This is a genomic window from Pseudomonas sp. GW821-FHT01C01 (assembly GCF_059422645.1).
The window spans coordinates 17,785-43,225 of record NZ_JBWKXF010000006.1; the positions used below are offsets into that span (position 1 = coordinate 17,785).

General features: G+C 60.5%; 21 protein-coding genes. 6 read left to right on the top strand and 15 right to left on the bottom strand.

Features of this window, described 5'->3' with window-relative positions:
- Positions 1–95: 95 nt before the first annotated feature.
- From AC07XF_RS05910 to AC07XF_RS05940, 7 genes are all read right to left on the bottom strand, one after another.
- Positions 96–758 carry a flavin reductase family protein gene (locus AC07XF_RS05910; RefSeq protein ID WP_495025761.1) on the bottom strand — a complete coding sequence of 221 codons (663 nt, stop codon included), beginning with the start codon at positions 756–758 and terminating at the stop codon, positions 96–98.
- A 12-nt stretch (positions 759–770) separates the two neighbouring features.
- Positions 771–2,258: an amidohydrolase family protein gene (locus tag AC07XF_RS05915; RefSeq protein WP_495025762.1), complete on the bottom strand. Its 1,488-nt coding sequence runs from the start codon at positions 2,256–2,258 to the stop codon at positions 771–773.
- On the bottom strand, positions 2,255–3,451 hold the full coding sequence (locus AC07XF_RS05920) for an amidohydrolase family protein (protein ID WP_495025763.1): 1,197 nt from the start codon (positions 3,449–3,451) through the stop codon (positions 2,255–2,257). Before AC07XF_RS05920 ends, AC07XF_RS05915 begins: the two co-directional genes overlap by 4 nt.
- A 122-nt stretch (positions 3,452–3,573) precedes the next feature.
- Positions 3,574–4,626, bottom strand: coding sequence for an extracellular solute-binding protein (locus tag AC07XF_RS05925; RefSeq protein ID WP_495025764.1), 1,053 nt, complete (start codon positions 4,624–4,626; stop codon positions 3,574–3,576).
- Positions 4,627–4,642: 16 nt separating this feature from the next.
- Complete coding sequence (locus AC07XF_RS05930) at positions 4,643–5,431, bottom strand: ABC transporter permease (RefSeq protein WP_429389040.1); 789 nt, start codon at positions 5,429–5,431, stop codon at positions 4,643–4,645.
- Positions 5,428–6,345 (bottom strand): ABC transporter permease, encoded by a 918-nt coding sequence (locus AC07XF_RS05935; protein ID WP_007995937.1) that lies wholly within the window; start codon positions 6,343–6,345, stop codon positions 5,428–5,430. The genes AC07XF_RS05930 and AC07XF_RS05935 overlap by 4 nt, the downstream gene beginning before the upstream one ends.
- Before the next feature lies 1 nt (position 6,346).
- Entirely contained in the window at positions 6,347–7,432 is a 1,086-nt protein-coding gene (locus tag AC07XF_RS05940; RefSeq protein ID WP_495025765.1) for an ABC transporter ATP-binding protein, read from the bottom strand.
- Between the two features lie 140 nt (positions 7,433–7,572).
- On the opposite strand from AC07XF_RS05940, the gene AC07XF_RS05945 reads away from it, so the two are divergent.
- The 3 genes from AC07XF_RS05945 to AC07XF_RS05955 all read left to right on the top strand — a co-directional run bounded on the left by AC07XF_RS05945 (position 7,573) and on the right by AC07XF_RS05955 (position 11,022).
- Complete coding sequence (locus AC07XF_RS05945; protein WP_495025766.1) at positions 7,573–8,262, top strand: GntR family transcriptional regulator; 690 nt, start codon at positions 7,573–7,575, stop codon at positions 8,260–8,262.
- Positions 8,263–8,503: 241 nt separating this feature from the next.
- On the top strand, positions 8,504–10,615 hold the full coding sequence (locus AC07XF_RS05950; protein ID WP_495025767.1) for a hybrid sensor histidine kinase/response regulator: 2,112 nt from the start codon (positions 8,504–8,506) through the stop codon (positions 10,613–10,615).
- Between the two features lie 173 nt (positions 10,616–10,788).
- Positions 10,789–11,022 (top strand): DUF465 domain-containing protein, encoded by a 234-nt coding sequence (locus AC07XF_RS05955; RefSeq protein ID WP_095966813.1) that lies wholly within the window; start codon positions 10,789–10,791, stop codon positions 11,020–11,022.
- 264 nt (positions 11,023–11,286) lie between these two features.
- Here AC07XF_RS05955 and AC07XF_RS05960 read toward each other — a convergent pair whose 3' ends face one another.
- From AC07XF_RS05960 to AC07XF_RS05980, 5 genes are all read right to left on the bottom strand, one after another.
- A complete protein-coding gene (locus tag AC07XF_RS05960) occupies positions 11,287–12,366 on the bottom strand; it encodes an SMP-30/gluconolactonase/LRE family protein (RefSeq protein ID WP_495025768.1) in 1,080 nt (359 codons plus the stop codon).
- Entirely contained in the window at positions 12,363–13,502 is a 1,140-nt protein-coding gene (locus AC07XF_RS05965; RefSeq protein WP_495025769.1) for a sterol desaturase/SRPBCC family protein, read from the bottom strand. The genes AC07XF_RS05960 and AC07XF_RS05965 overlap by 4 nt, the downstream gene beginning before the upstream one ends.
- A gap of 106 nt (positions 13,503–13,608) precedes the next feature.
- The gene (locus tag AC07XF_RS05970) at positions 13,609–14,472 is read right to left on the bottom strand and encodes a LysR family transcriptional regulator (RefSeq protein ID WP_495025770.1); all 864 of its coding nucleotides are present in this window, start codon (positions 14,470–14,472) and stop codon (positions 13,609–13,611) included.
- Between the two features lie 249 nt (positions 14,473–14,721).
- Complete coding sequence (locus AC07XF_RS05975; RefSeq protein WP_015094878.1) at positions 14,722–15,036, bottom strand: SCP2 sterol-binding domain-containing protein; 315 nt, start codon at positions 15,034–15,036, stop codon at positions 14,722–14,724.
- Between the two features lie 64 nt (positions 15,037–15,100).
- Positions 15,101–15,811 carry a histidine phosphatase family protein gene (locus AC07XF_RS05980; protein ID WP_310062542.1) on the bottom strand — a complete coding sequence of 237 codons (711 nt, stop codon included), beginning with the start codon at positions 15,809–15,811 and terminating at the stop codon, positions 15,101–15,103.
- 201 nt (positions 15,812–16,012) lie between these two features.
- On the opposite strand from AC07XF_RS05980, the gene sohB reads away from it, so the two are divergent.
- Positions 16,013–17,035: a protease SohB gene (gene sohB / locus AC07XF_RS05985; RefSeq protein WP_495025771.1), complete on the top strand. Its 1,023-nt coding sequence runs from the start codon at positions 16,013–16,015 to the stop codon at positions 17,033–17,035.
- 326 nt (positions 17,036–17,361) lie between these two features.
- Positions 17,362–21,270, top strand: coding sequence for a dermonecrotic toxin domain-containing protein (locus tag AC07XF_RS05990; RefSeq protein ID WP_495025772.1), 3,909 nt, complete (start codon positions 17,362–17,364; stop codon positions 21,268–21,270).
- A 51-nt stretch (positions 21,271–21,321) separates the two neighbouring features.
- Here the strand turns inward: AC07XF_RS05990 and AC07XF_RS05995 are convergent, their stop codons facing one another.
- Positions 21,322–21,816 carry a DUF934 domain-containing protein gene (locus tag AC07XF_RS05995; RefSeq protein WP_495025773.1) on the bottom strand — a complete coding sequence of 165 codons (495 nt, stop codon included), beginning with the start codon at positions 21,814–21,816 and terminating at the stop codon, positions 21,322–21,324.
- Entirely contained in the window at positions 21,800–23,458 is a 1,659-nt protein-coding gene (locus AC07XF_RS06000) for a nitrite/sulfite reductase (protein ID WP_495025774.1), read from the bottom strand. The genes AC07XF_RS05995 and AC07XF_RS06000 overlap by 17 nt, the downstream gene beginning before the upstream one ends.
- Before the next feature lie 523 nt (positions 23,459–23,981).
- Here AC07XF_RS06000 and AC07XF_RS06005 point away from each other — a divergent pair.
- Complete coding sequence (locus AC07XF_RS06005; RefSeq protein WP_495025775.1) at positions 23,982–25,067, top strand: ABC transporter substrate-binding protein; 1,086 nt, start codon at positions 23,982–23,984, stop codon at positions 25,065–25,067.
- Positions 25,068–25,073: 6 nt separating this feature from the next.
- On the opposite strand, the gene AC07XF_RS06010 is transcribed toward AC07XF_RS06005, so the two are convergent.
- Positions 25,074–25,292: a DUF2970 domain-containing protein gene (locus AC07XF_RS06010; protein ID WP_495025776.1), complete on the bottom strand. Its 219-nt coding sequence runs from the start codon at positions 25,290–25,292 to the stop codon at positions 25,074–25,076.
- Positions 25,293–25,441 lie beyond the last annotated feature (149 nt).

Below are 25,441 nucleotides of genomic sequence, written 5' to 3' on the forward strand. Positions count from 1 at the left end.
CCGGCTTGCCGGCGAAGGCGGTCTTGAGTCGTGCGCCGATCTTTCGGGCGCCTTCGCTGGCAAGCCAGCTCCTACAGGTCATGTGTAAACAGGCGTCATTTGGTGACAGGCCAAAACCGCTCACCACCCCCCGGTGCGTCCGTCCACGCTTGCAACGACCGTGTCGGCAAGTCGAAGTAATCCCGCGTGCGCGCATAGCCATGCCCGCCCATCCGTCCAATTGCATCAAGCCCCAACTGATCGATGTACAGGGTTTTCGGATCGATCAGTTCGTCACGTACATGAGCCATCAGCACTTCACCAAAGATAATCTCCCGGGATTGGCCGATGGACAGTGCCATCATTCGCCGGCACTCCAGCGCCACCGGGGCTTCGCCGATGCGCGGGCATTTGACTGTGGTGCCGGGGATGGCGGTGAGGCCGGCGGCGGTCAGTTCATCGAAACCAGGCGCGAAGGGCACGGCGCAGACGTTCATGGCCTCCACCAGCGCATCGCTGACGATGTTCACGGTGAATTCCTGATTGAGCTGGATATTGCGGGTGGTGTCCTTGGGGCTTTGGTCGCCGTAGTTTTCCACGCCCAGGGCGAGGATGGGCGGGTCGGCCGACAGTGCATTGAAGAAGCTGAACGGTGCAGCATTGACCCGGCCTTCGCCGTCGACGGTGGTGACCAGGGCAATCGGCCGTGGCACTACGCTGCCGATCAGAATCTTGTATTTGTCCCGTGGGCTCAAAGTGCTGAAGTCGAAGCTTTGCATGGGCAGAAATCTCTAAAGAAATGGCTCAATCGCGCTCAGTGGCGCATGTGCGCTGTAGTCGTCGGCGAACGGGATGGCTGGCTGGAACAGGCTTTTCCAGTCCGGTTGGCCAAGGGCCCGGTCGCTGTGGCTGCGCATCAGTTTTGCGAATTGGCGTTGGGCCTGGCGCTGCAGGGCGGGGTAGTCGACGCCTTCGACCTGGCCGTCCTGCATCACGCAGCGGCCATCGATGTAGCTGGCGATGCAGTCATCGCCGCGGCCGGCCAGAACAAGATTTTTCAGCGGATCGAACAACGGCCCCAGGTGCATCCCGCGCAGGTTGAACACGGTGATATCGGCCTTGCAGCCCGGCGCCAGTCGGCCGAGATCATCACGGCCCAGTGCTTGGGCGCCGCCAAGAGTGGCAGCGTTGTACATATCCAGCGTGCTGGTCAGCTCGTTACCGCCCTCCATCAGTCGCGCGATGTTCAAGCCCTGACGCATGTTGTCCAGCAGGTCCGCTGGCCAGGTGTCGGTGCCCAGGGCGAAGTTGATGCCCTTGGCCCGATAACGCCCAAACGAATTCAGCGCTTCGCCGTCCCGGGCAAATACCACCGGGCAATGCACCAGGCTCGCGCCGCCATCCACCACACGTTGCAGGTCGTCATCGCCGTGGGTGTAAATGCCGTGGGGCAACAGGCTGCGCGGGACCAAAAGCCCAAGCTGCTGCAACCACCCCAACGGCGAGGTGCCGCGCAGTTGCTCGACCATCGCCACTTCACCGAGGCCCTGACAGCAGTGCAAACGCATTGGCGCGTTCAGTTCCCGGCTCAGCGCGGCGGTGCGTTGTAACAGCGCCGGGGTGCAGGTCTGGATGCGATCGGGCAGCAGCGCACCGCGAATCAGGCCGTTGTTCGTGCCGTCGAAATCCCGGAAAAACCGTTCAGCGGCATCGAGCCCGGCCATGCCCCGGGCTTCGTCCCAGTGGTGCGCCAGGGCTCCATCGGCGCGCCAGTAACTCATGCCGCTCATGTAGCAGGGGCCGAGGTACGTGCGCAGCCCCAACTCGGCCGCCACGCCGGCTACCGCCGCAAACTCGTCGTAGGTCTCGGCCCACTCGCGGTAATACATCGAGGTGATCGGCATGGCCGTGGTGATGCCGTTGCGGATCAGTTGCGTGAAGGCGTAGCGGTATTTGAAGACTTCTTCTTCGGGGCTGTAACTTTCCCGCGATCCACGCGCCAGATACTCCGCCGACCACATCCGGCCCATGTCGCGCTCGTCGCCGTTGTCCAGGGTCAGCACCGTGGAGTCGAGATCGCCAAGGGCATCCAGATCGATGAAGCCGGGGCCGATCAGCGCGTTGCCGTAATCAATCCATTGATCCACCGGCTCTGGATAACCGCGCCCGACGAACTCAATGCACGAGCCTGCGAACACCACTTCGCCGTCGCGCCACAGCACATGCTGCGTGCCGTCGAAGCCGACCACGCAACTGGCCCGCAAGCCGATGCGCTTCACAAACGGCTGTCCAGCACGCGACCGCCCGCAGCAATCAACTGACCCGCGCGATAGACCTGACGCAGCGGCCGTGAAACCACGGCTTCGCCCAGCGTTTGCACCGGCATCAGCAAGAAGTCCGCCGCTTGGCCGATCTCCAGGCGATTGGCTTCGCAACCCAGCGCTTGGGCGCCATTGACGGTCGCGGCTTCGAACGCCGCCGCCAGTTCATCGTCCTTGCTCAGGTCGAAGCGGAACGCCAGCAGCATCGCCCGTTCCAGCATGTCGCCGTTGCCCATGGGCGACCAGGCATCACGGATGCCGTCCGAGCCCAGGCACACATTCACGCCGGTTTCGCGCAGGGCCAGGAACGGCGGCACCGCGCAATCGGCCGGGGCCGAACTCATCAGCGAAATGCCCAGCGTCGCCAGGCGCTCGGCCACAGGTAAGACCTGGCTCCACGGCAACATCCCCAGGCAATACGCGTGGCTGATCATCACCCGGCCTTCGCGGCCGAAGCGCTTGGTGTAGTCGGCGATCAGGGCGATCTGCCACAGACCCAGCTCACCCTTGTCGTGCAGGTGAATGTCGATGCCACGGTCGAACTCGCTGGCCAGTTTGAAGACGAAGTCGAGTTGTGCGATAGGGTCATTGTCGATACCGCATGGGTCCAGGCCACCGACGTTCTCCACACCCAGGGCCATGGCTTCGCGCATTAGCTCGGCGGTGCCGGGGCGGCTGATAAGCCCGGTTTGCGGGAACACCACCAGTTGCAGGTCGATCAGGTCGCGGTAGTTTTCACGCAGTTGCTGCATGGCCTCGACATGACGCAGGCCGAACTCCGGGTCGATGTCGACGTGGCAACGCATGGTCAGCGAGCCACGGGCGATGCAGTTTTCCAGCAGGGCGCCGGCCCGTTGCGCGATGGGGGTGGTGACTTCACGCAGAATTCGCCTTTCGTTGGCGATGTAGTCCTTGAGGGTCGGGCCGGCGCTGTTGGGGCGCCACGGTTGACCCCAGAGGGTTTTGTCCAGGTGCACATGGCTTTCCACCAGTGCGGGGGTGAGCAGTTGGTTCTGGCCGTCGATGTCGGTGCTCGCTATCGCCACGTTCGAGGCGGGACGGCGCTGGGTGAACCGGCCGTTTTCGAGCAGCAGGTCTTCGGCGGTTGAGCCGTAGGGGCGCACGTTGCGCAGCCAGCGGGGTTGATTCATTGCAAACCTCAAGTTGTATGTTGTCAGGGCCGGCCTCTTCGCGAGCAAGCCCGCTCCCACATTTGAAATGCATTCCCCTGTGGGAGCGGGCTTGCTCGCGAAGGCCGCGACTCGGTTTTGGATCAGCCCTTGAGCTTGGCCCAGATCCGGTCCTGCAGCTCACGCGCCTTGTTACTGCATTCCTTTTCCGGACGCAGGCGCGAGGCGAATTCGTCGGGCATGTTGATGGCATCCATCACCCGCCATTTGGCGTCGATCAGCTTGTCGCTCTGGATGCCGTTGTCGTAGGCGATGGCATTGGACACGGCGGCGGCGTTTTCCGGTTTCATCATCCAGTCGATGAAGATTTTTGCGTTGCCGGGGTGTGGCGCGCTTTTCGGTACGGCGAAGTTGTCCTGGAACATCGCCAGGCCTTCACGCGGGTAGACGTACTTGATGGTGCTCTTCTGCAAGGTGGCCCGGGCGGTGGAGCCGTTCCAGTTCTGCATCATGATCACCTCACCGGAGGCCATGCGGTCGACGGTGTTGTCCGAGCTGTACATCTTCAGGAACGGTTTCTGTTTTTGCAGCAGTTCGAGGATGCGCTTGGCGTCCTGCGGGTTTTCGCTGCATTCGTCGACATTCAGGTAGTGACTGGCGGCGTTGATCACGCTGCTGGAAGTGTCGAGGGCGGCGAGTTGGCCTTGCAGCTCCTTGCGCGGTTCGAAGAACTCTTTCCACGAGTCGTCCAGTTTGCCGCCAGGCACCCGGGCGCTGTCATAGGAGAACCCGGTGGTGCCCCACAGGTACGGTGCCGAGAACTTGCGGCCGGGGTCGAAGCCCGGGTCGCGGAACGCCGGTTTGACGTACTGGAAGTTGGGCAGCGCCGAGGCGTCGATTTCCAGCAGCAGGTTCTGGTTGATCAGGGTGCGCATGATCGATTGCGACGGCACGATCACGTCATACGCGGCACCGCCGGCCTGCAACTTGGCCAGCAGGGTTTCATTGCTGTCGTAGCCGTCCATGGTGACCTTGATGCCGGTCTCCTTTTCGAACTTGGCCAGCAGGTCGACCGGGTAGTAATCGGTCCAGTTGTAGAAGAACAGTTCCTTGGGCTCGGCGGCCTGCGCGGTAAAAACGGTGAAGCAACTGAGGGCCAGACCGGCAATGCCGTAACGCATGTTTTTATTTTTCATAGAGCGCGCTCCAGGTTCATTGGTTTTTGCCGCGCTGTCCCAGCCAGAAGGCCAGCACCACCAGCACGATGGATATCACCAGCATCAGGGTCGAGATCGCATTGATCTCCGGCGTCACGCCGGCCTTGATCGCCGAGAAGATGTACACCGGTAAGGTCGTTGAACCCGGCCCGGCGACAAAGAAAGTCATGATGAAATCGTCGAGGCTGACCACGAACGCCAGCACCGAACCGGACAGCACCGCCGGCCACAGTAGCGGCAAGGTCACCCGGCGAAACACCTGCCAGGGGTTGGCGTACAGGTCGTTCGCCGCTTCCAGCAGGCTCTTGTCCAGGTCATTGAGCCGCGCACGAATCGGCAGGTAGGCAAAGGGAATGCAAAAGCCGATGTGCGCGACGATCACCGTCAGCAAACCGAGCTTGATCCCCAGCGCCATGAACAGCAGCAGGGTGGCCACCGCGGTGACGATCTCCGGCAGGATCAGCGGCAGGTTGATTCCGCCTTCGACCATTTTCTGTCCGTAGAACGGCCGGTAAGTCGCCAGCGCCGCGAGCAACGCAATCGCCGTGGCGCAGACCGTGGCGATGCTGGCGACGATGATCGAGTTCAGCGCAGCGGTCTGGATCGACGGGTTGGCCAGGATGCGTCCGTACCAGGCGAACGAGAACTCGGTCCACACCGTCGCCGAGCGGTTGGCGTTGAAGCTGTAGGCGATCAACACGAAAATCGGCAGGTACAAATAGGCCAGCATCAGCAGACTGACTTCACGGGTCAGGGGCAGTTTCTTCAGGTGCAGGGCAATCATGCTTGGGCTCCCCGACGCAGGGTCTTGGCGGCATTGCGGCTATAGAGGGCGTACAGCACCAGGGACAGCAACATGATCCCTAGCAACAGGAACGACAGCGAACTGCCCAGCGGCCAATTGCGTGCAGTGCCGAACTGCTGCTGGATCAGGTTGCCGATCATCAACGTCTTGCCACCGCCGAGGATCGCCGGGGTAATGAACGCACCCAGGCTTGGCACGAACACCAGCAAGGCACCTGCAATCACCCCCGGCATCGACAGCGGCAGGATGATCCGGCGCAACGCGTGCCAGCGGTTGGCGCCCAGGTCATAGGCGGCTTCCACCAGGCGCCAGTCGAGTTTTTCCAGGGTCGAGTAGATCGGCAGGATCATGAATGGCAGGAAGCTGTAGACCAGGCCGACGCTGACCGCGAAGTCGTTGTAGAGCAGGGTGATGCCACCGGCTTGCGGGAACAGCGCGTTGAGGCTCTGGGCGACCCAGCCGTGTTCGCGCAGGATGATCAGCCACGCATAGTTGCGGATCAGCAGGTTGGTCCAGAACGGAATGGTGATCAGCAACACCATCAGGTTGCGCCGACGGGGTGTCAGGCTCGACATCCACAACGCCACCGGAAAGCCGAACAGGAAACACAACACCGTGGTGCCACCGGCCTGGAATACCGAGCGCAACAACGCTTGGGCGTAGACCCAGTTCAGTTCCAGTTCACCGTCGAAACCTTCCTGGAAAAACAGCTGTACGTAACTTTGCAATTGCCAGTTGGCCTGCCAGTCGACGCCACCATAGACGTTGCGTGGCAACAGGCTGATGTAGCCCATGATGCCCAGCGGAATGGCGATCAGGGCCAGCAGGGTCAGAACCACCGGGCTGAGCAGCAGCGCACGGTTGAGGGCTGGGGAAGTGCTGCTGACGCTCATCTCAGGCCTCCATCAACAGGCAGGCGTGGGGCGGCAGGTTGACCGCGACCCGATCACCCACCACCCGGCCGTGGTTCAGGCCTTCGTTGTTCTCGCGCAGCATGACCTGGATGTCATTGTTCAAGCGGCATTGATAGAGCGTGGCCGTGCCGACATACAGCACGGCTTCGATCACGCCGCGCAGGTGATGCGGCTGCGTCGGCTCGACCAGTTGCGAACGCTCGGGGCGGAACGCCAGTTGCACCTTGCTGCCAGCAAAACCCTGGGCCTGGCAGGGGATTTCCACCGGCATGCCGTTGGGCACGAAGAGGTTTTCGTTCTGCTGACCGCGCTTGAGATGGCCGGGGAGGAAGTTGATGTCGCCGATGAATTGTGCGACGAACTGATGCTGCGGCCGTTCGTAGATTTCATTGGGCGTGCCGATTTGCAGGATCTTGCCGGCGGACATCACGGCAATGCGATCGGACAGGGTCAGCGCTTCTTCCTGATCGTGGGTGACGAATATGAAGGTGATCCCGGCTTCTTTCTGCACGCGCTTGAGTTCGACCTGCATTTCCTTGCGTAGCTTTAGGTCCAGGGCCGACAGCGGCTCGTCCAGCAACAGCACTTTCGGTTTTGGCGCCAGGGCCCGGGCCAGAGCCACCCGTTGCTGTTGGCCGCCGGACAGCTCGGCCGGTTTGCGTTTGGCCAGGTGCTGCATTTGCACCAGCGCGAGCATTTCCTCGACCCGCTGCGGGATCAGTTTGCGATCAAGACCCTGCATCTCGAGGCCGAAGGCGATATTCTGCGCAACACTCATGTGCGGAAACAGCGCGTAACTCTGGAACACCGTGTTGACCCGACGCTTGAACGGCGGCAAATCGTTGACCGGCTCGCCTGCGAGGCGGATCTCACCGTCGCTGACGTGCTCGAAACCGGCGATGGTGCGCAGCAAAGTAGTTTTGCCGCAGCCGGAGGGGCCGAGCAGGGTGAAGAATTCGTTGTCGGCGATGTCGACAGAAACGTTGTCGAGCGCTGGAGCCAGCCCTGGATCGTCGGAATATCGTTTTGAGACGTTTCGCACTTCAATTGCAACTGGATGACCCATAATGGTGCATTCCTCTAATTATTGTATGCAAAATCTGGATGCAATTTAGAAATACCCGGATTAATCTGCCCGTGCAAGCCCCTTTTTCAACGGCTGTTCATTCGCCAGGGTTGGCTGCACAGGGCTGAAGGAGTTGATGAATGACGGAAAAGAAACTGGAAACCACGGTCGACCGCGTCTACCAAGGGGTGTACGAGGCGATCAGCAAACGCTCGTTGCGGCCCGGGATGAAGCTCGGCGAAGCCTCTTTGGCTGAACTATTCAATGTCAGCCGCACATCCGTTCGGGCCGCGCTCAAGCAACTGGAGGCCGACGGACTGGTCACCACCGAGCCCAATAAAGGTGCGTCGGTGTCGTTACCGAGCGACGAAGAGATTCGTTCGCTGTTCGAAACCCGGCGCTTGATCGAGATCGGTATCGTCAGCGAACTGTGCCGTCGTCGCGATACGGCGGTGACCCAGGACCTGCGCGATCACTTGTTGCTGGAGGATGAAGCGCATCAAAGCGGTGATCACGAACGGCTGATTCACCTGCTCGGCGAGTTCCACATCAAACTGGCCCGCAGCCTGAACAACCCGGTGCTGCTCGACTGGTTCCAGAAGCTGATTTCCCGGGCATCGCTGTATGCCGCCGCGCTGGATGACGACAGCCATGAAGCCTGTCGCGACGATGAACACCTGCGGTTGATCGAGTACATCGAAGCGGGCAACCAGAGCGCGGCCATCGAACTGACCTGCATGCACTTGAATGGCATCGAGAAGGCGATTCTCGACGTCGCGGCCACTCTGAAAAGCGGCTACAACCCGCTCAAGCACTTGATTGAGGTGTAGTAAGCCACACTGAAGATCAAAAAGTGGGAGCGGGCTTGCTCGCGAAAGCGGTGCATCAGAAGACGAATGTGTTGAATGACACACCGCCTTCGCGAGCAAGCCCGCTCCCACAGCAATCTCTATTGGCCACAGATTCCCGGCTCGACAAGGAAGCCTCAGAATCAGCTATACCTCTATGAAACAAATAGCGTGCAGGATGCTCGAAACAAACGGGTGCAATTGACCGGGATTGAGCCAAGCCATGCAGTTTCTAGAGGATAGCCACGGGTGCTCCGGGTGGAACGGCGAAATGGCCGGGCGCATTCGTGCGTTCGACTGGAGCCTGACCGAACTTGGCCCACTCGACTCATGGTCGAAGAGCCTGAGCAGCGCGGTGCAGTTGATGCTCGCGTCCCCGCTGCCGATGGTGATGCTCTGGGGCCAGTCCGGGTACATGATCTATAACGACGCTTACTCCAAGTTTGCCGGTGGGCGTCATCCGTATCTGCTCGGCTCGACCGTGGAACTGGGTTGGCCGGAAATCGCCGAATTCAATCGCCACGTGGTGGATACCTGCCTGGCGGGCGGCACCTTGTCCTATCGCAATAAAGTCCTGGTATTGCTGCGCGACGGCGTTCCCGAGGATGTCTGGCTCGACCTCTATTACAGTCCGGTGGCCGACGATGACGGGCGCCCGGCCGGGGTCATGGCCATGGTGGTGGAAACCACCGAATGGGTGATTTCCGAGCGCCGGCGCCGGGCGGCCGAAGACGCCTACCGCGCCGACAACGAACGGGTGCGTCTGGCGCTGAATGCCGGTGCCTTGCTTGGTTCCTTTGTCTGGGACATCAAGGCCAATGTGCTGTCGGGTGATGAGCGATACGCTCGCACGTTCTCTTATCCAGCCGGGCAGGACCTGGGCAACCTGTCACAGGAGATCGCCGACAGCAGGATCCATCCGGACGACCGCGACTGGGTCCAGGAACGGACCACACTGTCGGTCGAGACTGGCGAGCCCTACAACGTCGAATACCGGATACTGCGCCCCGACGGCAGTTACCTCTGGGTACTCGCCAGTGGTTGTTGCGAGTTCAATGAACAGGGTGAGGCGTTTCGTTTCCCCTGCGTGCTGATCGATATTCACGAACGCAAGACCGCCGAAGAGTCCCTGCTCAAGTTCACCCGCAACCTGGAGCAACGGGTGGCCGATGAAGTCGAGGCGCGGTTGGCGGCGGAAGAGCAACTGCGTCAGTCACAGAAACTTGAAGCCATCGGCGGCCTTACCGGCGGTGTGGCCCATGACTTCAACAACCTGTTGCAAGTGATCGCCGGCAACCTGCACCTGCTGGCGCGTCATGAGCCGGCTAACGCCAATGTGCAGCGCCGGGTCTCGGCGTCGATTGCCGCCGTCGAACGCGGTGCCAAGTTGTCCTCGCAGTTGCTTGCATTCGCCCGTCGCCAACCGTTGTCGCCAGGGGTCTTCACATTGCGGCAGATTTTCGATGGCCTGGCGGAACTGTTGCAGCGTGCCTTGGGTGAAACCCTTCAGGTGCACATGGCAGCGCCTGAAGATTCGTGGAATGTGTTTGTCGATCGCAATCAACTGGAAAACGCCATTCTCAATCTGGCGATCAACGCCCGGGACGCCATGCAGGGGGAGGGGACCCTTGATCTTTGCGCGGACAATATCGTCCTCGACCGCAAGTTTTGCGCCGGCAAGGGCATTGCTGCCGGGGACTATGTGCGGGTGTCCGTGGCGGACACCGGCGTCGGCATGCCACCACAGGTATTGGCCCAGGCGTTCGAGCCATTCTTCACCACCAAGGCCGACGGTCAGGGCACCGGATTGGGCTTGAGTATGGTGTTTGGCTTCGTCAAACAGAGTGGCGGTCATATTGAAATTGCCAGCGACGTTGGGCAGGGCACCCGGGTGCAGCTGTATTTCCCGCGCACCTCGCGCTCGGCACCCAGCGAAACGCCGAACCTTGACGTGCCGCAACGGGGCGGGCACGAGCGCATCCTGGTGGTCGAAGACAATGAGGCGGTGCGGGTATCGGCGGTGGAGTTGTTGCGCGAAGAAGGCTATCAGATCCTCACGGCAACCAACGGTGACGTCGCCATGCAAATGTTGCTGCAAGGCGTGGCGGTGGACCTGATATTCACCGACGTGGTCATGCCCGGCCTGATCAAGAGTTCGGACCTGGCGGCCTGGGCGAAAGTGCAGGAACCCCCGGTGGCCGTGCTGTTCACCTCGGGGCATACCCGCGACATCATCTCGCGTAATCACCAGTTGAGCCCCGACACCCACCTGCTGAGCAAACCCTACAATCCCGAAGCACTTAAGCAGATGGTGCGCATGGTGCTTAACGGCTGAAACCGCTGGAGGCGCCCGCGCAGGCAATGGTTTTATCGCATTGGCGACAGGACGACGAACGGACACCGCTGGTCTGACGGGTGGTCGACAGAACAGGCTAACCGAGGCCATTCTGATAGTTGGTGAACGCAATCAGTCGGCGTTTGCTACCGATTAACAAACGGAGGTGTTCCATGCCGGTGCCCCATGACCTTTTTCAGGATCTGAGTTGCACAAAGGAAGAAATCCAGCAGAAACGCACCAAGGATCCGTTACTGGATTCACTGATCAACAAGTATTCCCTGGCTGATGCCGAAGTGGTGAAAGCGGAGGAAGCCAAATCCAGCGATGATGCGGTGACGAAGCTCAAGGCGAAGCGCTTGGAGGTCAAGGACAAGATCGTCAAACAACTCCAGTTGCGGTCCTGATCCAGCGAACCTGCCACCGACGATCGGTGGCTGAAAAGTTGGACCGGCCACCAGAACCGGCACCTCGAATGCTCAGAGACCGATATTACGGCTCTCAACGAGGTGCCCCCGAATATCCCTGTGAACTGAACGCTGTCCCATGTGGGAGCGGGCTTGCTCGCGAATTGGGCCTGCCAGTCAATGTCGATGTTGAATGTGCTGACGTCTTCGCGAGCAAGCCCGCTCCCACATGGGGGCTACGGTGAATTCAGAGAGGTGCACTGCTCATTGCAACGCCTTGCTCAATGGCAAACGCACCATGTTCTGCGCTTTCAGCGAACCGAAGTACAACCAGTCCCCATACTCGCGCACCGTGGTGATGGGTGAGTAATTGTCGCTGCTGCCGTCCTGCAGGTTGGCGATCACTTTGCCCTCAAGGTCCAGGCCCAAGGCAAACCCGCGCTTTTCCACGGGTTTGGGCAGGACGGTCATGGCCCGCACGATCATCTTGCGCACGAACGGATGCGCCGCCGTGCCGTCGAGCAAGGCGTTTCGGGGGGCATACAGTGCCACCCAGAACCGGTCGTGACCATTGAACGACAGGTTGTCCGGTAGCCCCGGCAGGTTGTCGATGAACAGGTCATGGGTGCCGGCCTTCGGACCGCTGAGCCAATAACGGCTGATGCGGTAGGCACCGGTTTCATTGACCAGTACATAGGCATCGTCCGGTCCCAGGGTTACACCGTTGGCAAACTCCAGCTTATCCAGCACAACCGAGGTCTTGCCGGTCTGGAAGTCGTAACGCAGCAGTCGGCCGTCCCCGCCGTGTTCGAGCACGGCCTCACCGTCGTGGCCGTAGCCGAACCGGCTCGAGGCATCGCTGAAATAAGCGTAGTGACCGGGTTTGTCGATGGCGACATCGTCGGTAAAACCGAAGGGAACGCCGCCGGCCTCTTTGGCCAAGGCCACCAGACGCCCCTGGGCGTCGAGTGACAGCAAGCCTTTGACGGCATCGGCGATCACCAGCAAACCATTGGGGTGCCGGGCCATGCCCAAAGGTCGGCCACCGGTATCGACCAGGACTTTGGTGGTCTTGCCGTCCAGGCTCGTGCGGATCAGGCGACCGTCGTGCAGGCCGGTGATGAGCGTGTCATTTTCCAGCAACAGGGCTTCCGGCCCGTCAATGTCGGCGGCACCGACGCGCTCCACGCCCTTGAGTCGCTGATTGTCGGCATAGATTCCGCTGGAGAGCGACGGCGCGGGTTGTGGTGTCCAGGCCACCGGTTGCACCTTGGTCGGCATCAGCAGCAGGAAGGCGCCGATGACGACGATGACCAGCAACAGACATTTGAAGATTCTGCTCACGCGTTGACTCCTGACGCCGCCAGATGTTTTTGCGCCATGTCGCGCAACGCCTGCATCGACGCCGCCGATTCGTGATCGATGCGACGCTTGAGCAGCACCCGGTTGGCGATCCGCATCGCCAGACCGCTGAATTGATACTCCAGGGTGCGGACGAAACATGTGTCCTCGCCTGTTGCTTCGCATTCATAGGTCACCACCAGCGACAGGCCATGATCACCCTGGGCCCGGGCGCTCCAGCGCCTTCCGGGCAGGTACTCCGCCACCTCCCAGCTCAAGTGTCCGTTGCGTCCGCCGGCGCGGATGTCTTCCTCGAAACGTGCACCGGCATGCAACGGACCTTTTGGCCCATCGATGCGCAGCGACGACGGATGCCATTGCGGCCAAAGGGTCACGGTGCTGGCGTAGGCCAGTACGTCGATCGGGTGTCCGGCAATGACAATCTGATGCTGCATGCGGGTCATGGGCGTTCTCGTCGGGTTGAGCGGCGCAGGTTCCCAATAGAGGGTACCGAACAGGTAGTCCATCAGCGGGAAAACGATGTTGAAATTACGCTCCTGCATCAATTCGCGGCGGTGGTGCAGTTCGTGTAGCCGGCGCATCTGACGGATCCACGGCAATCGCGTGATCGGGTTGCGCGATGGCAGGTGCTCGCAGGCATGAAACACTTCATAGGTAAGGTAACCAAGGACAAGAACACCGCCAACCAATCCGGCGACGTTGGTATCGATGTGCTTGAGCAGCCACCAGAGGGGCAGGGCGACGGCGAGGGTGTGCAGCACGATCAGCCATGCCGGAAACAGGATCACCCGCCAGTCGCGCGCGCTGTCGTAGGTCATGTGGCCGGGGGTGAAAAAGCTGTGATGGTCGCCCGCATGACGGGCATAAAACAGCCGGGCGAAGCTCTTTCTATGATGACCCAGGTGGCGGTGCACCATGTACACGCCGAGGTTGAACAACAGCAGCGTGACGGGCACCGCCAGCCATTGTGCTGGCCGCACCTGATGCACGTTGCTCCAGAAAGCGCTGATCGCCAGAACCCCGAACAACAGGACAAAAGCGCCGTGCAGCCAGGGGTTGTAGAGCGGATGAATGTCGGCGCGGTAACGGCTGCGGAATCCTTCGGTGGTCTGCCTCACTGCAATCACCTGTCGTTATTGTTATTTCTTTCAGATTAGCCGATCCCGGTGATTTGACGGGCCGAACCTTGAGGACACAACAGCCATGATCCGGTGCAAACCGGTCTCAGGTCAGCGGGTCCCAGCGTTGCGACCAGTCTTCGTCGGAGTCGATGACCTTGCGCAGCAGGTCGAAGGCGCGTTGCAGCGTCGGCGAGTCACGATCGCGCGAGTAGACCAGATAAGTCGGGTAGCTGAATTCCGGCGCCTTGGGCACCCGTTCCAGGGCGCCGCTTTCCAGATAACTCTGCACGACGCGAGTGCGGAAGTAGCCACTGCCGCCGTTTTCAAGAAGGTACTGCAAGCCCAGCGGGCCGAGATTGAAACTCAACGCGGCCTTGGCCTTTTCCGGTAGGGCAGCGTCGTGCTGGCGTCGGAATTCGCTGCCCCAGTCGATGTACACATAAGGATCGGGCTTGCCGGCCAGACGCACGAGAATCAGCTTTTCTTCGAGAATCTGCTCGACCTGCAAGCGCGGCCAATACTCGGGCTGATACACCAGCGCCGCATCCAGAACGCCCAATTCCAATTGGCGCAGCAGGTTTTCGCCGTCTCGGATTTCCATGCGCAAGGCGTGGCTGGGGATGTTCTTGCGGATTTCGCCGGCCCAACCGAGCATCAGCGGGTTGCACAGGCTCACTTCGCCACCGATGTGCAGCACATCGCGATAGCCCTCGGGCAACGGTAAATCCCGTCGCGCAGCTTCCCAGGTTTGCACCAATTGATTGGCGTACACCACGAACGCTTCACCGTTGGGCGTCAGGCGGGCACCGGCACGATTGCGCACGAACAGGGTGCTGCCCAACTGGCTCTCGAGTTTTTGCACCCGTGCGGTGATGGCGGTCTGGGTGACATGGAGTTTTTCCGCGGCGGCAGCGAGGCTGCCATGACGGACGATTTCGAGGAAGGTGCGGGCGAGGTCGATGTCCATGGGGCGGCCGGTGTGGGGAGTGCGGGCATTGTAAGAGCACCACAGAACTTGTGGCGAGCGAGCTTGCTCGCGTTGGGCTGCGCAGCGGCCCCAAACCAGTGCTGCGTACTCGAACGGGACGGTGCGGCGATCCGACAAGCTCCCTCGCCACACAGAGCGTCGTTTCAGGGCCCTGAAACGACGAATCCCGCCACTAAGGGCGGGATTCGATTGCAGCAGGCACACTCCCGGAGTCCGGGAGCCCAGTGCTTACGACGGGAACAGCTCGGACAGTTTCATGGCCAGCATCATGTCGCCTTCAGCGCGCAGTTTGCCGCCCATGAACGCTTGCATGCCATCAGTCGAGCCGTCGACGATGCCTTCCAGGGTTTCGCCGTCCATCACCAGGGTCACCTGGGCGTCCGGGTTCTCGCCTTCCTGCAGCTCGCAGGTCTGGTCTTTGACGATCAGCGAGAAGTTCTTGGTGTCGTCGATGCGGAAACCAAAGACCAGGTCCAGACCGGCGGCAGCGGCTGGGTTGAACTTGGCTTTCATTGCTTGTACGGCATCAGCTACGGAGGTCATGGTTCGATCCTTTCTTGGGTAATAAGAGCTGGGCGATTACAGCCAGGGTCACAATAGTCCGGACTCAGCGAAACGTGATGAGCTCCGGGGTCTTCAACAGTTGCAGGTGTGCATGTCCGTTGAAGGAAGCCAGGGACACCTCGCGACCACGAAACTTAAGCTGGTTGAGCGAGGTGTTGACGATTTGCCAGTTCAATTCAAAGGCCTGCCTGGCAGGCATTTGCGTAATCAGGTGGAGCAGGGCGGTGATGGTGCCGCCGGAGGTGAACACGGCGATTTTTTGTGTGTTGTCGGCCTGGTCGAGGATACGATGCAAACCGGCCCGTACCCGCTCGACAAACCCCAGCCAGCTTTCCAGGCCCGGTGTGTCATAGGTGCCGGCAAGCCAGCGTTCGATGATCAGGGCGAAGATACGCTGGAACTCACCACGGTTTTGCGCGGCATTGCGCAGGATGTTCAAGGCTTCGGGTTCGTCCGGCAACATGGCCGGCAACAGCGCGCGGATGACCGCATCGGCGTCGAATTCGTTGAAGGCGGGGTCGGTTTCCAGGAGCGGCACCGGCAGGCCCACCGCGGCGAATTGTTCCAGCGCGCTGTTGGCCGTGTGCTGCTGACGGCGCAGGTCGCCCGCCAGGCAGCGGTCGAAGCTGATCCCCAGTTCGGCCAGGTGCCGGCCGAGGATTTCAGCCTGACGAATACCGGTCGGCGACAGGACGTCGTAGTCGTCCGCACCGAAGGAGGCCTGGCCATGTCGAATCAAATATATGCTGCCCACGTCCGCGTCATCCCGGTACGTTGAAGGTTTGGCGAGGTTATGAGGATGGCGGTGTGCTGTCAATGAAAAAACATACGCTTGTTTGAAATGCCCGTTACAGGCCTGTTGCCAGAGGTTTCACGACTGGTCGCAAGGTCGGCGCATGGGTATGCTGGAGGTATCCCGCGCGCGTTCAAGCCGTGCATCGTTTGAGGAGTCCCTGTGGAGTTTTTTTCCGAGTACGCCATTTTTCTGGCCAAGACCGTGACCCTGGTGATCGCCATTCTGGTGGTCCTGGCCAGTTTTGCGGCCTTGCGCAGCAAAGGGCGGCGAAAGTCGTCCGGGCAGTTGCAGGTCAGCAAGCTCAATGATTTCTACAAAGGGCTGCGCGAGCGCCTGGAGCAAACCTTGCTCGACAAGGACCAGCTCAAGGCCTTGCGCAAGACCCAGGCTAAAACCGACAAGAAACAGAAGAAAAAACCCGAGGCCAAACCCCGGGTGTTCGTGCTGGATTTCAACGGCGATATCAAGGCCTCGGCCACCGAAAGCCTGCGCCACGAAATCACCGCTCTGCTGACTCTCGCCACACCGAAGGACGAAGTGGTCCTGCGCCTGGAAAGCGGCGGCGGCATGGTTCACAGCTACGGCCTGGCCTCCTCGCAACTGGCGCGTATCCGTGAGGCCGGCGTGCCATTGACCGTGTGCATCGACAAGGTCGCAGCCAGCGGCGGCTACATGATGGCGTGCATCGGCCAGAAGATCATCAGCGCACCGTTCGCAATCCTTGGCTCGATTGGCGTGGTGGCGCAGTTGCCCAATGTCAATCGCTTGCTGAAAAAACACGACATCGACTTCGAAGTGCTGACCGCCGGTGAATACAAACGCACCCTGACCGTGTTTGGCGAAAACACCGAGAAGGGCCGGGAGAAGTTCCAGCAAGACCTGGACATCACCCATCAACTGTTCAAGAACTTCGTGTCGCGCTATCGCCCGCAACTGGCGATCGATGAAGTGGCCACCGGCGAAATCTGGCTCGGCGTCGCGGCGCTGGACAAGCACCTGGTCGACGAACTCAAGACCAGCGATGAATACCTCGCCGAACGCGCCAAGCAGTCCGAGCTCTATCACCTGCATTATTCCGAACGCAAAAGCCTGCCGGAGCGCATCGGCATGGCCGCCAGCGGTTCGGTCGATCGCGTGCTGTTGAGCTGGTGGAGTCGCTTGACCCAGCAACGCTTCTGGTAAGGCTTTTGTTGTCTTCGAAAAAATGAAACCGCAGCGCCTGCTGCGGTTTTTGAAGTTGAAACGGTCCTTTGTAGCAGCTGTCGAGTTTACGAGGCTGTGTTCGGCAGCGAAGCAGTCGCAAAACCGTGCAGCTCGGTGTATCAGACAAACCGCGTACACCAGCCTGCGAGGACTTTGTCCTCGAACGCAGCCTCGCAGGCTCGGCAGCTGCTACATCCTTCACACATCAGAGAAATTTCCCAGACCCGCTGGCGAGCCCTTCCTGCTGCCGACCCAGCCACCGCCCGCTATGTTGCAATTCCTCCAATGTCTGCAACGGAATGCACATGAACGACTATTCGCACGGCCACTACGCTCCGCCACATCCACCCGTCACGCCCTTGCGTGATGAACTGAAAACGGCGGTAGCGACAGCACTGCCGCAATCCCCCGAGCAATTCGGCGCAGCACTGATAACGGAAAAATGGGGACAGGCCATTGATCCGCAAACGGCTCTGTTGGTGACGCTGGACTACGACACTGACGCAAGCGCCGGGCATGACGCGATCCACCAGGGAAAGGTGAACAATTCACGCACCCTGGTGCAGGCATTGCTGTCGAATTATCAGACGGTGGGTGACGGTCGTTTCGGTGAAACGGCGTTCGGCCTGTACACGCCACCGGACATCGGTCCCGAGATACGTATCGTTGATCCCGTCGATGAGCCGTCTGCCAAAGTCGTGGATTATTACCGGGACTATGAGGGCATTTACCGGTGCACAACACCGCAGATCTATGGCCCCTCCACGCAAATCGCCCTCCGGCCGGCCGATTTCAAACAGTGGGTATGGGAACTGGATCTGCAAACCCGCTATCAGGCTTACCTTGACCACGCCTGGCCTTCCGATAAGCGCATCGTCCAGACAGAGCCTTACGACCTGAGAACATCGACCAAGGCCGCCTTTATCATGAGCGCCTGCCTGCAGCATCAGGAGGGCAGTTTGAGTCAGGAAGGTCTGGCCCTGGCGATGCAGGCCGCCGGATTGCCGGCGGAGCAGGCCTGGAATGCGCTGACCATCGGCCAGGTGCAGGCGCCAACCCGCGTCAGCGCACCGATCGAGGTCGGTCGGCTGACGATCTATCGCTACACATCGAACGATATCTGGTGTTATCGCCACCGTCACAGTGGCAGGGTCTTGCTGAGTATCCCGGGCAATTCCTCCCCCTTGCATGAATTCGCCGACTTCCAGCACCTGCGCCAATGGATCGTGGCACAAGGCACGGTGGACGCTACACGGCAAGCACTGGTCGCGCACTTTGCCGAGGACGATCGTGAAGATGGCACCTTCCATGCGGGCGTGTTGACGGCGTTGGAGGGCATGGCTGTTTACCCGAAGGAGCACTGGCTGAAAAAGAACGCCGGGCTCTTCAATGACGACGGTTTCTGGGATCCGCAGGACTACATCGACCTTGCGCGTCCTCCGACCGACACCGACCCGTTCGCGCAACTGGTGCTGACCATGAAGCAAGCCTCCATGGCCAGCGTCAAAACCATCCGCGACGATGCCCAAGTCAATCGCGACAACCTGAGCGCAGTGGTGGAACCGCTTGTGCAGTGGATCAATCGGTTGGGTCCATTGGCGTTGTTCATTCCAGGAGGCGAGGGCGTTCTGGTGCTCGCCGGCCTGATCGACGCCGGATACGGCCTCGACCAGGCCATCGACGGCAAAACACCCGAACAGCGCTCCGAAGGCGTGACGCGCACCGTGTTTGGCTTGCTCAATGCGCTTCCGCTGGCCGGGTCGGTGGCAGCACTCAAGGGGGAAGAAAAAATCACCGGAACGCTGCGCGAGCCCCGGGAACCCGGGAACGAGCCGCCTCGCGAAACGCCGGTCGAGCCCACCCCCGGATCGGCTCCGGCACCCGTGTCGACACATGTGGAGCTGATGCGTGGCGTTTGCGCGCCACTTGCTTCCTTCAGTGATGAGGTACTGGCGCAAATCGCGCAGGTCAGTACGGTCGACGACGATATGCTGCGCCTGATGCAGGCCGGACGCCCGCCGACGCCGTTGCTCGCCGACACCATCACGCGCTTCAAGCTCGATCAAGAACTCGACACCGTCGCCGATTCGCAGGCGCGGGCCGGATTGTTCAACGCCCGCTATCAGGCGCTCCAGCACTCGGACCAGCAATGGATTCGCCTGTTTCAGGGCGAATACCCCGGTTTGCCGAAAAGTGCCGTGGAGCAAATCCTCGACCGTTCGGGAGTCGACCTCGAGCGGCCCTTCGATGCTGACGAGGCGCTGCAACTGTTCAAGCGTCTGGACAGCAAGGCGCGGGAGTATCAACAACATGTACAACTCAACCGAGCTTACGAAGGCCTGTACTTGCGCTCGGTCGTCCATCCCGACACCGACATCCTGGCGTTGCACTCCCTGCAACGCCTGCCCGATTGGCCGAAAGGCTTGCGTATCGAAGTGCTCGACGGATCAATCAGTGGCCGGGTCCTGGACCGCTGCGGTCCGCTCGATTCAGCGGATTGTCGGCGTTTGATCAAGGTAGGTGATCGATATCGGTATTCCGCAGTGGCGGCTACCGACGGCGAGGGTTCGGATCTGTTTACCGCGCTGGTCGACCTCTTGTCCGTGGAGGAGCGTACGGCGATGTCGCTGCACTCGCTGCGCTCGCTGGATTTGGCTAGTGAATTGCGCTTGCGCATTGGCGGGCACGCCTTGTCCCGCTCCGAGCTGATGCTCGGCTTGGGTCGAATGGATTCGGACTTGCCCTTCGAGGCCCCGGGATTGCGCGGCGGCGGCTTTCCGAATACGCCACAGGCCGCTGTGCTGAACCACGAAATCATGCGTTTGCAGGTCAAGGATGTGTATCCGGATTTCACCGATGCCCAGGCGGACGAGTTACTCCGGATGGCGGGCGCCGGGGCCCAAGCGCTGGTGGATCGCCTGATGCTCCAGATGCAGCAACTGCATGCCGACCTGCGCCAGTGGGTCGACCAGGCCGTGCTGGATGCCGATGACATGGACGTGGATTTTCTGGCGGTAGGCGATGATGACGCCGCGGGCATGAGTCCTCAGCAGGTGGCGGCGCACAATGCCGAACTGTTGCAAAGCGTGATCGATTACGAGCGTGAGACACGAATTGAACTGAGCGACGAACTGATGAGCATCTGGCAAAAATGCCCGCCCCAGATCAATAGAGTGCTGTCCGGTGAGGGGTTTTCCGGCTACAGGCTGGATCTGGGTTTCGAGGACTTCCATCGGTTGCCGACGATGAACGTGCGCTTCAATGAAGTTGTCGAGCTATCGATGAAGGGCATGCACTTGGTCGAGCGCGAGAGCCTGGACGTCTTTCTGGAAAGCTTTCCGAATCTGCGCTCCCTGAACCTGGAACGTGTTGACCTGCGTCGGCTCAACGCAGACGACGTGCTGGAGGGTGTATTGCCGGCGCCGGTTCGTCAAATGACCCGGCTCACAACGCTCAAGCTGGGTTCCACCTTTCTGCAGCTTCAGGAGAACACGGCTTCACAGTTCTGTGATCTGGCGAGCCTGCAATCACTGGATCTGAGTGACAACCCTTTGGCCGTCCCTCCTGTTGTTTTGGGGTTGAAAGAATTGCGTGTATTGAACTTGAGAAACACCGGAATTGGCCATTGCCCGATTGGCATCGCCGACCAGCCGTACCTCACCTCGCTTGACTTGCGCGGCAACCGGATCAGCCGGGTTCCCTACGCAATACTGAGTCAGGCGGTCTCCCGGGACCGGGTGAAGCTGTGGGGTAATCCGTTGACGGATGAAGAGACGTTGTTGCGCCTGGTCGATCATCGTGAGCGCACCGGTATCAATCTGTGGCTGAGTGAGCCGGGTGCCGATTATGGCAGTGCGACGCCCTGGCTGGAGGAGGGCGACGAAAGCGTGCGCGAGGCGCGGCAACAGATCTGGCAGCGATTGGCCGTCAAGCCATCGGGCAGTACGTTACTGAGGGTCATGGATGGTTTGAGCCTGACGGCAGATTTCCGGATCGACTATCTGTCGCTACAGGCGCGAGTGTGGCGCTTGCTGCACGAAGCGGATGCATCAGAGGAGTTGTGGGGCTGGTTGCGCCGGTGTGTCGAAACGCGGATGGCCGATGCGGACAACCCGTTCAGGTTGTTCGTGGTGCTGGAGGATCGAGTCCGGCTGTACCGCGACTGGGTCGCCATGGGGCGGTTGATTCCGCTGGCGGATTATCCAGTGTTTTAGCGGCAAGGGTAAAACGCCTTGAACCCCGGGCCGGGGTTCAAGGCGTGACGGTCAGCGGCGACGGAACAGCGGCAGCGGTTCGTCGGTAGCGGCCTGGTAGGTCACCGAGAAGTCCTTGAGGCCTTCAAGGGCTTCGTACGGGTCTTTGTCGGGGCGTACAGCAAAGGCATCGAAACCGCAGCGATGCATGTAGAACAACTGGTCACGCAGCACGTCGCCAATGGCCCGCAGTTCGCCCTTGAAACCGTAACGGTCGCGCAGCAGGCGGGCGTTGGAGTAGTTGCGGCCATCGGTGAATGCCGGGAAGTTCAGGGCGATGACCTGGAACTGCGCCACGTCGTCACCGATTTCCTCGGCTTCTTCATCGGCATCCAGCCAGATGCCCAGGCCGCCGTCGCGGGCCAGGAGCATGCGGCTGTGTTCGCGCCACAGCTGCAGCGGCACGATGAGGTCGTCGCAGTTGCTGATCCCGTCGATGTTGAAATCCTTGGGCAGCAGGTGCCAGGTCTCGTCGACGACCTCGTTGTTCTTAATTATTCGCTGCATAGACACGCTCCTTGAAGAGTTCGATGCCAATACGCTGATAGGTGTCGATGAAGCGTTCGTCTTCGGTACGTTGTTCGATGTACACGTCGATCAGCTTTTCGATCACGTCAGGCATGGCTTCCTGGGCAAAGGACGGGCCGAGGATCTTGCCCAGGCTGGCGTCACGGCTGGCGCTGCCGCCGAGGGAAACCTGATAGAACTCTTCGCCTTTCTTGTCCACCCCGAGGATGCCGATGTGGCCAACGTGGTGGTGACCACAGGCGTTCATGCAACCGGAGATGTTCAGGTCCAGTTCGCCGATGTCGAACAGGTAGTCGAGGTCGTCGAAACGACGCTGGATCGATTCGGCGATCGGAATCGATTTGGCGTTGGCCAGGGAGCAGAAGTCGCCACCCGGGCAGCAGATGATGTCGGTCAGCAGGCCGATGTTCGGCGTGGCGAAGCCTTGCTCGCGCAGCTCGCCCCACATGGCGAACAGTTTTTCCTGCTCGACGTCGGCCAGAATGATGTTCTGCTCGTGGGAGGTGCGCAGTTGACCGAAGCTGTAACGGTCGGCCAGGTCGGCCACGGCGTCGAGCTGTTTGTCGGTGATGTCGCCCGGTGCAACGCCGGTCGGCTTCAGGGACAGGGTCACGGCCACATAGCCCGGCTTCTTGTGGGCCAGGGTGTTGCGCACGCGCCAGCGGGCAAAGCCCGGGTGCTGCCGGTCGAGCTCGGCCAGTTCGGCGGCCTGGTTGTCCAGCGCCTTGTAGTCCGGGTCGACGAAATGCTTGGCGACGCGCTGCACTTCGGCTTCGGTCAACGTGGTCTGGCCACCGCGCAGGTGCTCCATTTCCGCATCGACTTTCTGTGCGAAGACTTCAGGCGTCAGCGCCTTCACCAGGATCTTGATCCGCGCCTTGTACTTGTTGTCGCGACGGCCATAGCGGTTGTAGACCCGCAGGATGGCGTCGAGGTAGCTCAGCAGGTCTTGCCACGGCAGGAATTCATTGATGAATGCACCCACCACCGGTGTACGGCCCAGGCCACCGCCGACCAGGACACGGAAGCCCAGTTCGCCAGCGGCGTTGTGCACCGGCTCAAGGCCGATGTCGTGGACTTCGATGGCGGCGCGGTCGGAGGTCGAACCGTTGACGGCGATCTTGAACTTGCGCGGCAGGTAGGCGAATTCCGGGTGGAACGTGGTCCATTGGCGGACGATCTCGCACCACGGGCGCGGGTCGATCAGCTCATCGAAGGCGACACCGGCGAACTGGTCGGTGGTGACGTTGCGCAGGCAGTTGCCGCTGGTCTGGATCGCGTGCATCTGCACGGTGGCCAGTTCAGCCAGGATGTCCGGAATGTCTTCCACGGCCGGCCAGTTGAACTGCACGTTCTGCCGGGTACTGATGTGGGCGTAGCCCTTGTCGTAGTCGCGGGCAATCCGGGCCATCATTCGCACCTGGCGCGAAGTCAGCTGGCCGTAAGGCACGGCGACTCGCAACATCGGCGCAAAACGCTGGATATAAAGACCATTTTGCAGGCGCAGGGGGCGGAATTCTTCTTCGCTCAGCTCGCCTGCCAGATAGCGTCGGGTCTGATCACGGAACTGCTTGACGCGGTCCTCGATGATCCGCTGATCGTATTCGTCGTATACGTACATAAAAGTCCTGTTCTCAGGCTTGGGCCGGTCGGAAACAGCGGCGTTTTTTGGCTTGCTGGCGTCCGATAAAACCTCGGCAATTCTGCGCGCACGGCCGCGCACTCCCTACGGAGCCGGGGCAAGATACCAGTTTGCAGTTATGCGCAAAAGTGATGTTTGAGTATATGTAAAGAACCAAATCGCCTAATGAGAATCGTTGTTGCAACGCCCTTGTTTGTGGTGCGGGCAATCGTCGTCTTTACTCTGCTCGAGTCTTTATGCAATCACCGATAAAACCGACAAGAGGCGATGCAATGAGCAACCCAACCAAAGCACGGAAAAGCGATAGCACCGTTGATGCATGGGCCATTTTGTTTCTGATCATTCTGGTCGTGGGGACGGCGGTTTTCTGGGTCAGCCATCAATAAACGACCCCGTCCGGGCCCGGTTCCGACGATTGTCTGACAAAAACCGGAAAAATCGCCGTTTTACGGACGTTCGCTGGCTATAATGCGCGGCGAATTTCCGGGGGCTCGGACGACCAATGTTGAAGTTTCTGTGTGGCGTAATACTGACGCTGGGTATGGTCGTGGGACCTTGTGTCCAGGCGGCGTCAGTGCTGTTCCTGAACCCGGGAACCCCCACGGAAGCTTTTTGGATGAGTTACTCGCAGTTCATGCAGGCCGCGGCGACCGACCTGGGGATGGACCTGCGCATCCAGTATTCCGACCGCGTCTCCGAAAACACCATCCAGCAGGCTCGCGAAGCCCTTCAGGGCCACCATCGTCCCGACTACCTGATCTTCGTCAACGAACAATACATCGCGCCGGAAATCCTGCGGCTGGCCAAAGGCAGCGGTGTGAAGCTGTTCATGGTCAACAACGCCTTGACTGCGGATCAGATGAAACTGATCGGCGCGCGGCCTGACAAGTATCCCGATTTGCTCGGTAGCCTGGTGCCCAATGACGAGGAGGGCGGCTACCTGATGCTCAAGGAGCTGATTCGACAGCACGGCCCGGTGGCCCCCGGCCAGACGATCGAACTGCTGGCCTTTTCCGGTTTGAAGATCACCCCGTCCGCGCAGTATCGCGAGAAAGGCCTGCGGCGTGCCTTGGCCGAGCACCCTGAAGTGCGTTTGCGGCAGTTGGTGTACGGCGGCTGGAGCCGGCAACGTGCCTATGAGCAGGCCAGGTTGTTGCTCAAGCGCTACCCGCAGACGTCGCTGGTCTGGGCCGCGAATGACGAGATGGCGTTCGGTGTGATGCAGGCGTATGCCGAAGCCGGAGGTGTGCCAGGCAAAGGCGTGCTGTTCGGCGCGATCAACAATTCACCCGCAGCGTTGCAGGCATTGCTGGACCGTCGTCTGAGTGTCTTGCTGGGCGGGCACTTCAGTCTGGGGGGCTGGGCGCTGGTGCAATTGCATGACTACGATGAAGGCGTGGACATCAGCCAGTACGGCGGCCGTGACCGACAAGTTCCTCTGTTGCAACTGATCGATCGGGCACAGGCCAAGCGACTGCTGGAGATGGGTTCCACGCAGGACTTCGGCGTGGACTTCCAAAAGCTCTCGGCCAAGGGCCGTCCCGCGTCCTGGCGCTACCCGTTCACCCTGCAAACCCTGATGCACTGAGCCGCGTCAAACCCCGGCCAGAAGTAGCACCAGCTTGACGATGCCGAACAGCGTCAAGGCGAACACCACCGTGAACAGAATCCCCAGAATCACGAAATGACTCGGCTTGCCGTGAGTGAAATCACGGGCCCGGTTTTTCCCGCTCTGCACCCCGAACGCCGCCGCCACAACGCTGTGCAGCATTTGCCAGAAGGTCGGCGGCTTGTTGTCGGCCGGATCGTCCATAAATCCCTCGCCAGGAATGTGTGTGAGGCAAGCATAGACAATTCACAGCATGCACAAAACAAATGTGGGAGCGGGCTTGCTCGCGAAGGTGGTCGTTCAGTGAAAATGTCTGTTTCTGACGAACCGCCTTCGCGAGCAAGCCCGCTCCC

Coding starts and splice junctions, on each gene's coding strand:
- AC07XF_RS05910 (WP_495025761.1), bottom strand. CDS start 758: ATGCAAAGCTTCGACTTCAGCACTTTGAGCCCACGGGACAAATACAAG.
- AC07XF_RS05920 (WP_495025763.1), bottom strand. CDS start 3,451: ATGAATCAACCCCGCTGGCTGCGCAACGTGCGCCCCTACGGCTCAACC.
- AC07XF_RS05925 (WP_495025764.1), bottom strand. CDS start 4,626: ATGAAAAATAAAAACATGCGTTACGGCATTGCCGGTCTGGCCCTCAGT.
- AC07XF_RS05930 (WP_429389040.1), bottom strand. CDS start 5,431: ATGATTGCCCTGCACCTGAAGAAACTGCCCCTGACCCGTGAAGTCAGT.
- AC07XF_RS05935 (WP_007995937.1), bottom strand. CDS start 6,345: ATGAGCGTCAGCAGCACTTCCCCAGCCCTCAACCGTGCGCTGCTGCTC.
- AC07XF_RS05940 (WP_495025765.1), bottom strand. CDS start 7,432: ATGGGTCATCCAGTTGCAATTGAAGTGCGAAACGTCTCAAAACGATAT.
- AC07XF_RS05945 (WP_495025766.1), top strand. CDS start 7,573: ATGACGGAAAAGAAACTGGAAACCACGGTCGACCGCGTCTACCAAGGG.
- AC07XF_RS05950 (WP_495025767.1), top strand. CDS start 8,504: ATGCAGTTTCTAGAGGATAGCCACGGGTGCTCCGGGTGGAACGGCGAA.
- AC07XF_RS05955 (WP_095966813.1), top strand. CDS start 10,789: ATGCCGGTGCCCCATGACCTTTTTCAGGATCTGAGTTGCACAAAGGAA.
- AC07XF_RS05970 (WP_495025770.1), bottom strand. CDS start 14,472: ATGGACATCGACCTCGCCCGCACCTTCCTCGAAATCGTCCGTCATGGC.
- AC07XF_RS05975 (WP_015094878.1), bottom strand. CDS start 15,036: ATGACCTCCGTAGCTGATGCCGTACAAGCAATGAAAGCCAAGTTCAAC.
- AC07XF_RS05990 (WP_495025772.1), top strand. CDS start 17,362: ATGAACGACTATTCGCACGGCCACTACGCTCCGCCACATCCACCCGTC.
- AC07XF_RS05995 (WP_495025773.1), bottom strand. CDS start 21,816: ATGCAGCGAATAATTAAGAACAACGAGGTCGTCGACGAGACCTGGCAC.
- AC07XF_RS06000 (WP_495025774.1), bottom strand. CDS start 23,458: ATGTACGTATACGACGAATACGATCAGCGGATCATCGAGGACCGCGTC.
- AC07XF_RS06005 (WP_495025775.1), top strand. CDS start 23,982: ATGTTGAAGTTTCTGTGTGGCGTAATACTGACGCTGGGTATGGTCGTG.
- AC07XF_RS06010 (WP_495025776.1), bottom strand. CDS start 25,292: ATGGACGATCCGGCCGACAACAAGCCGCCGACCTTCTGGCAAATGCTG.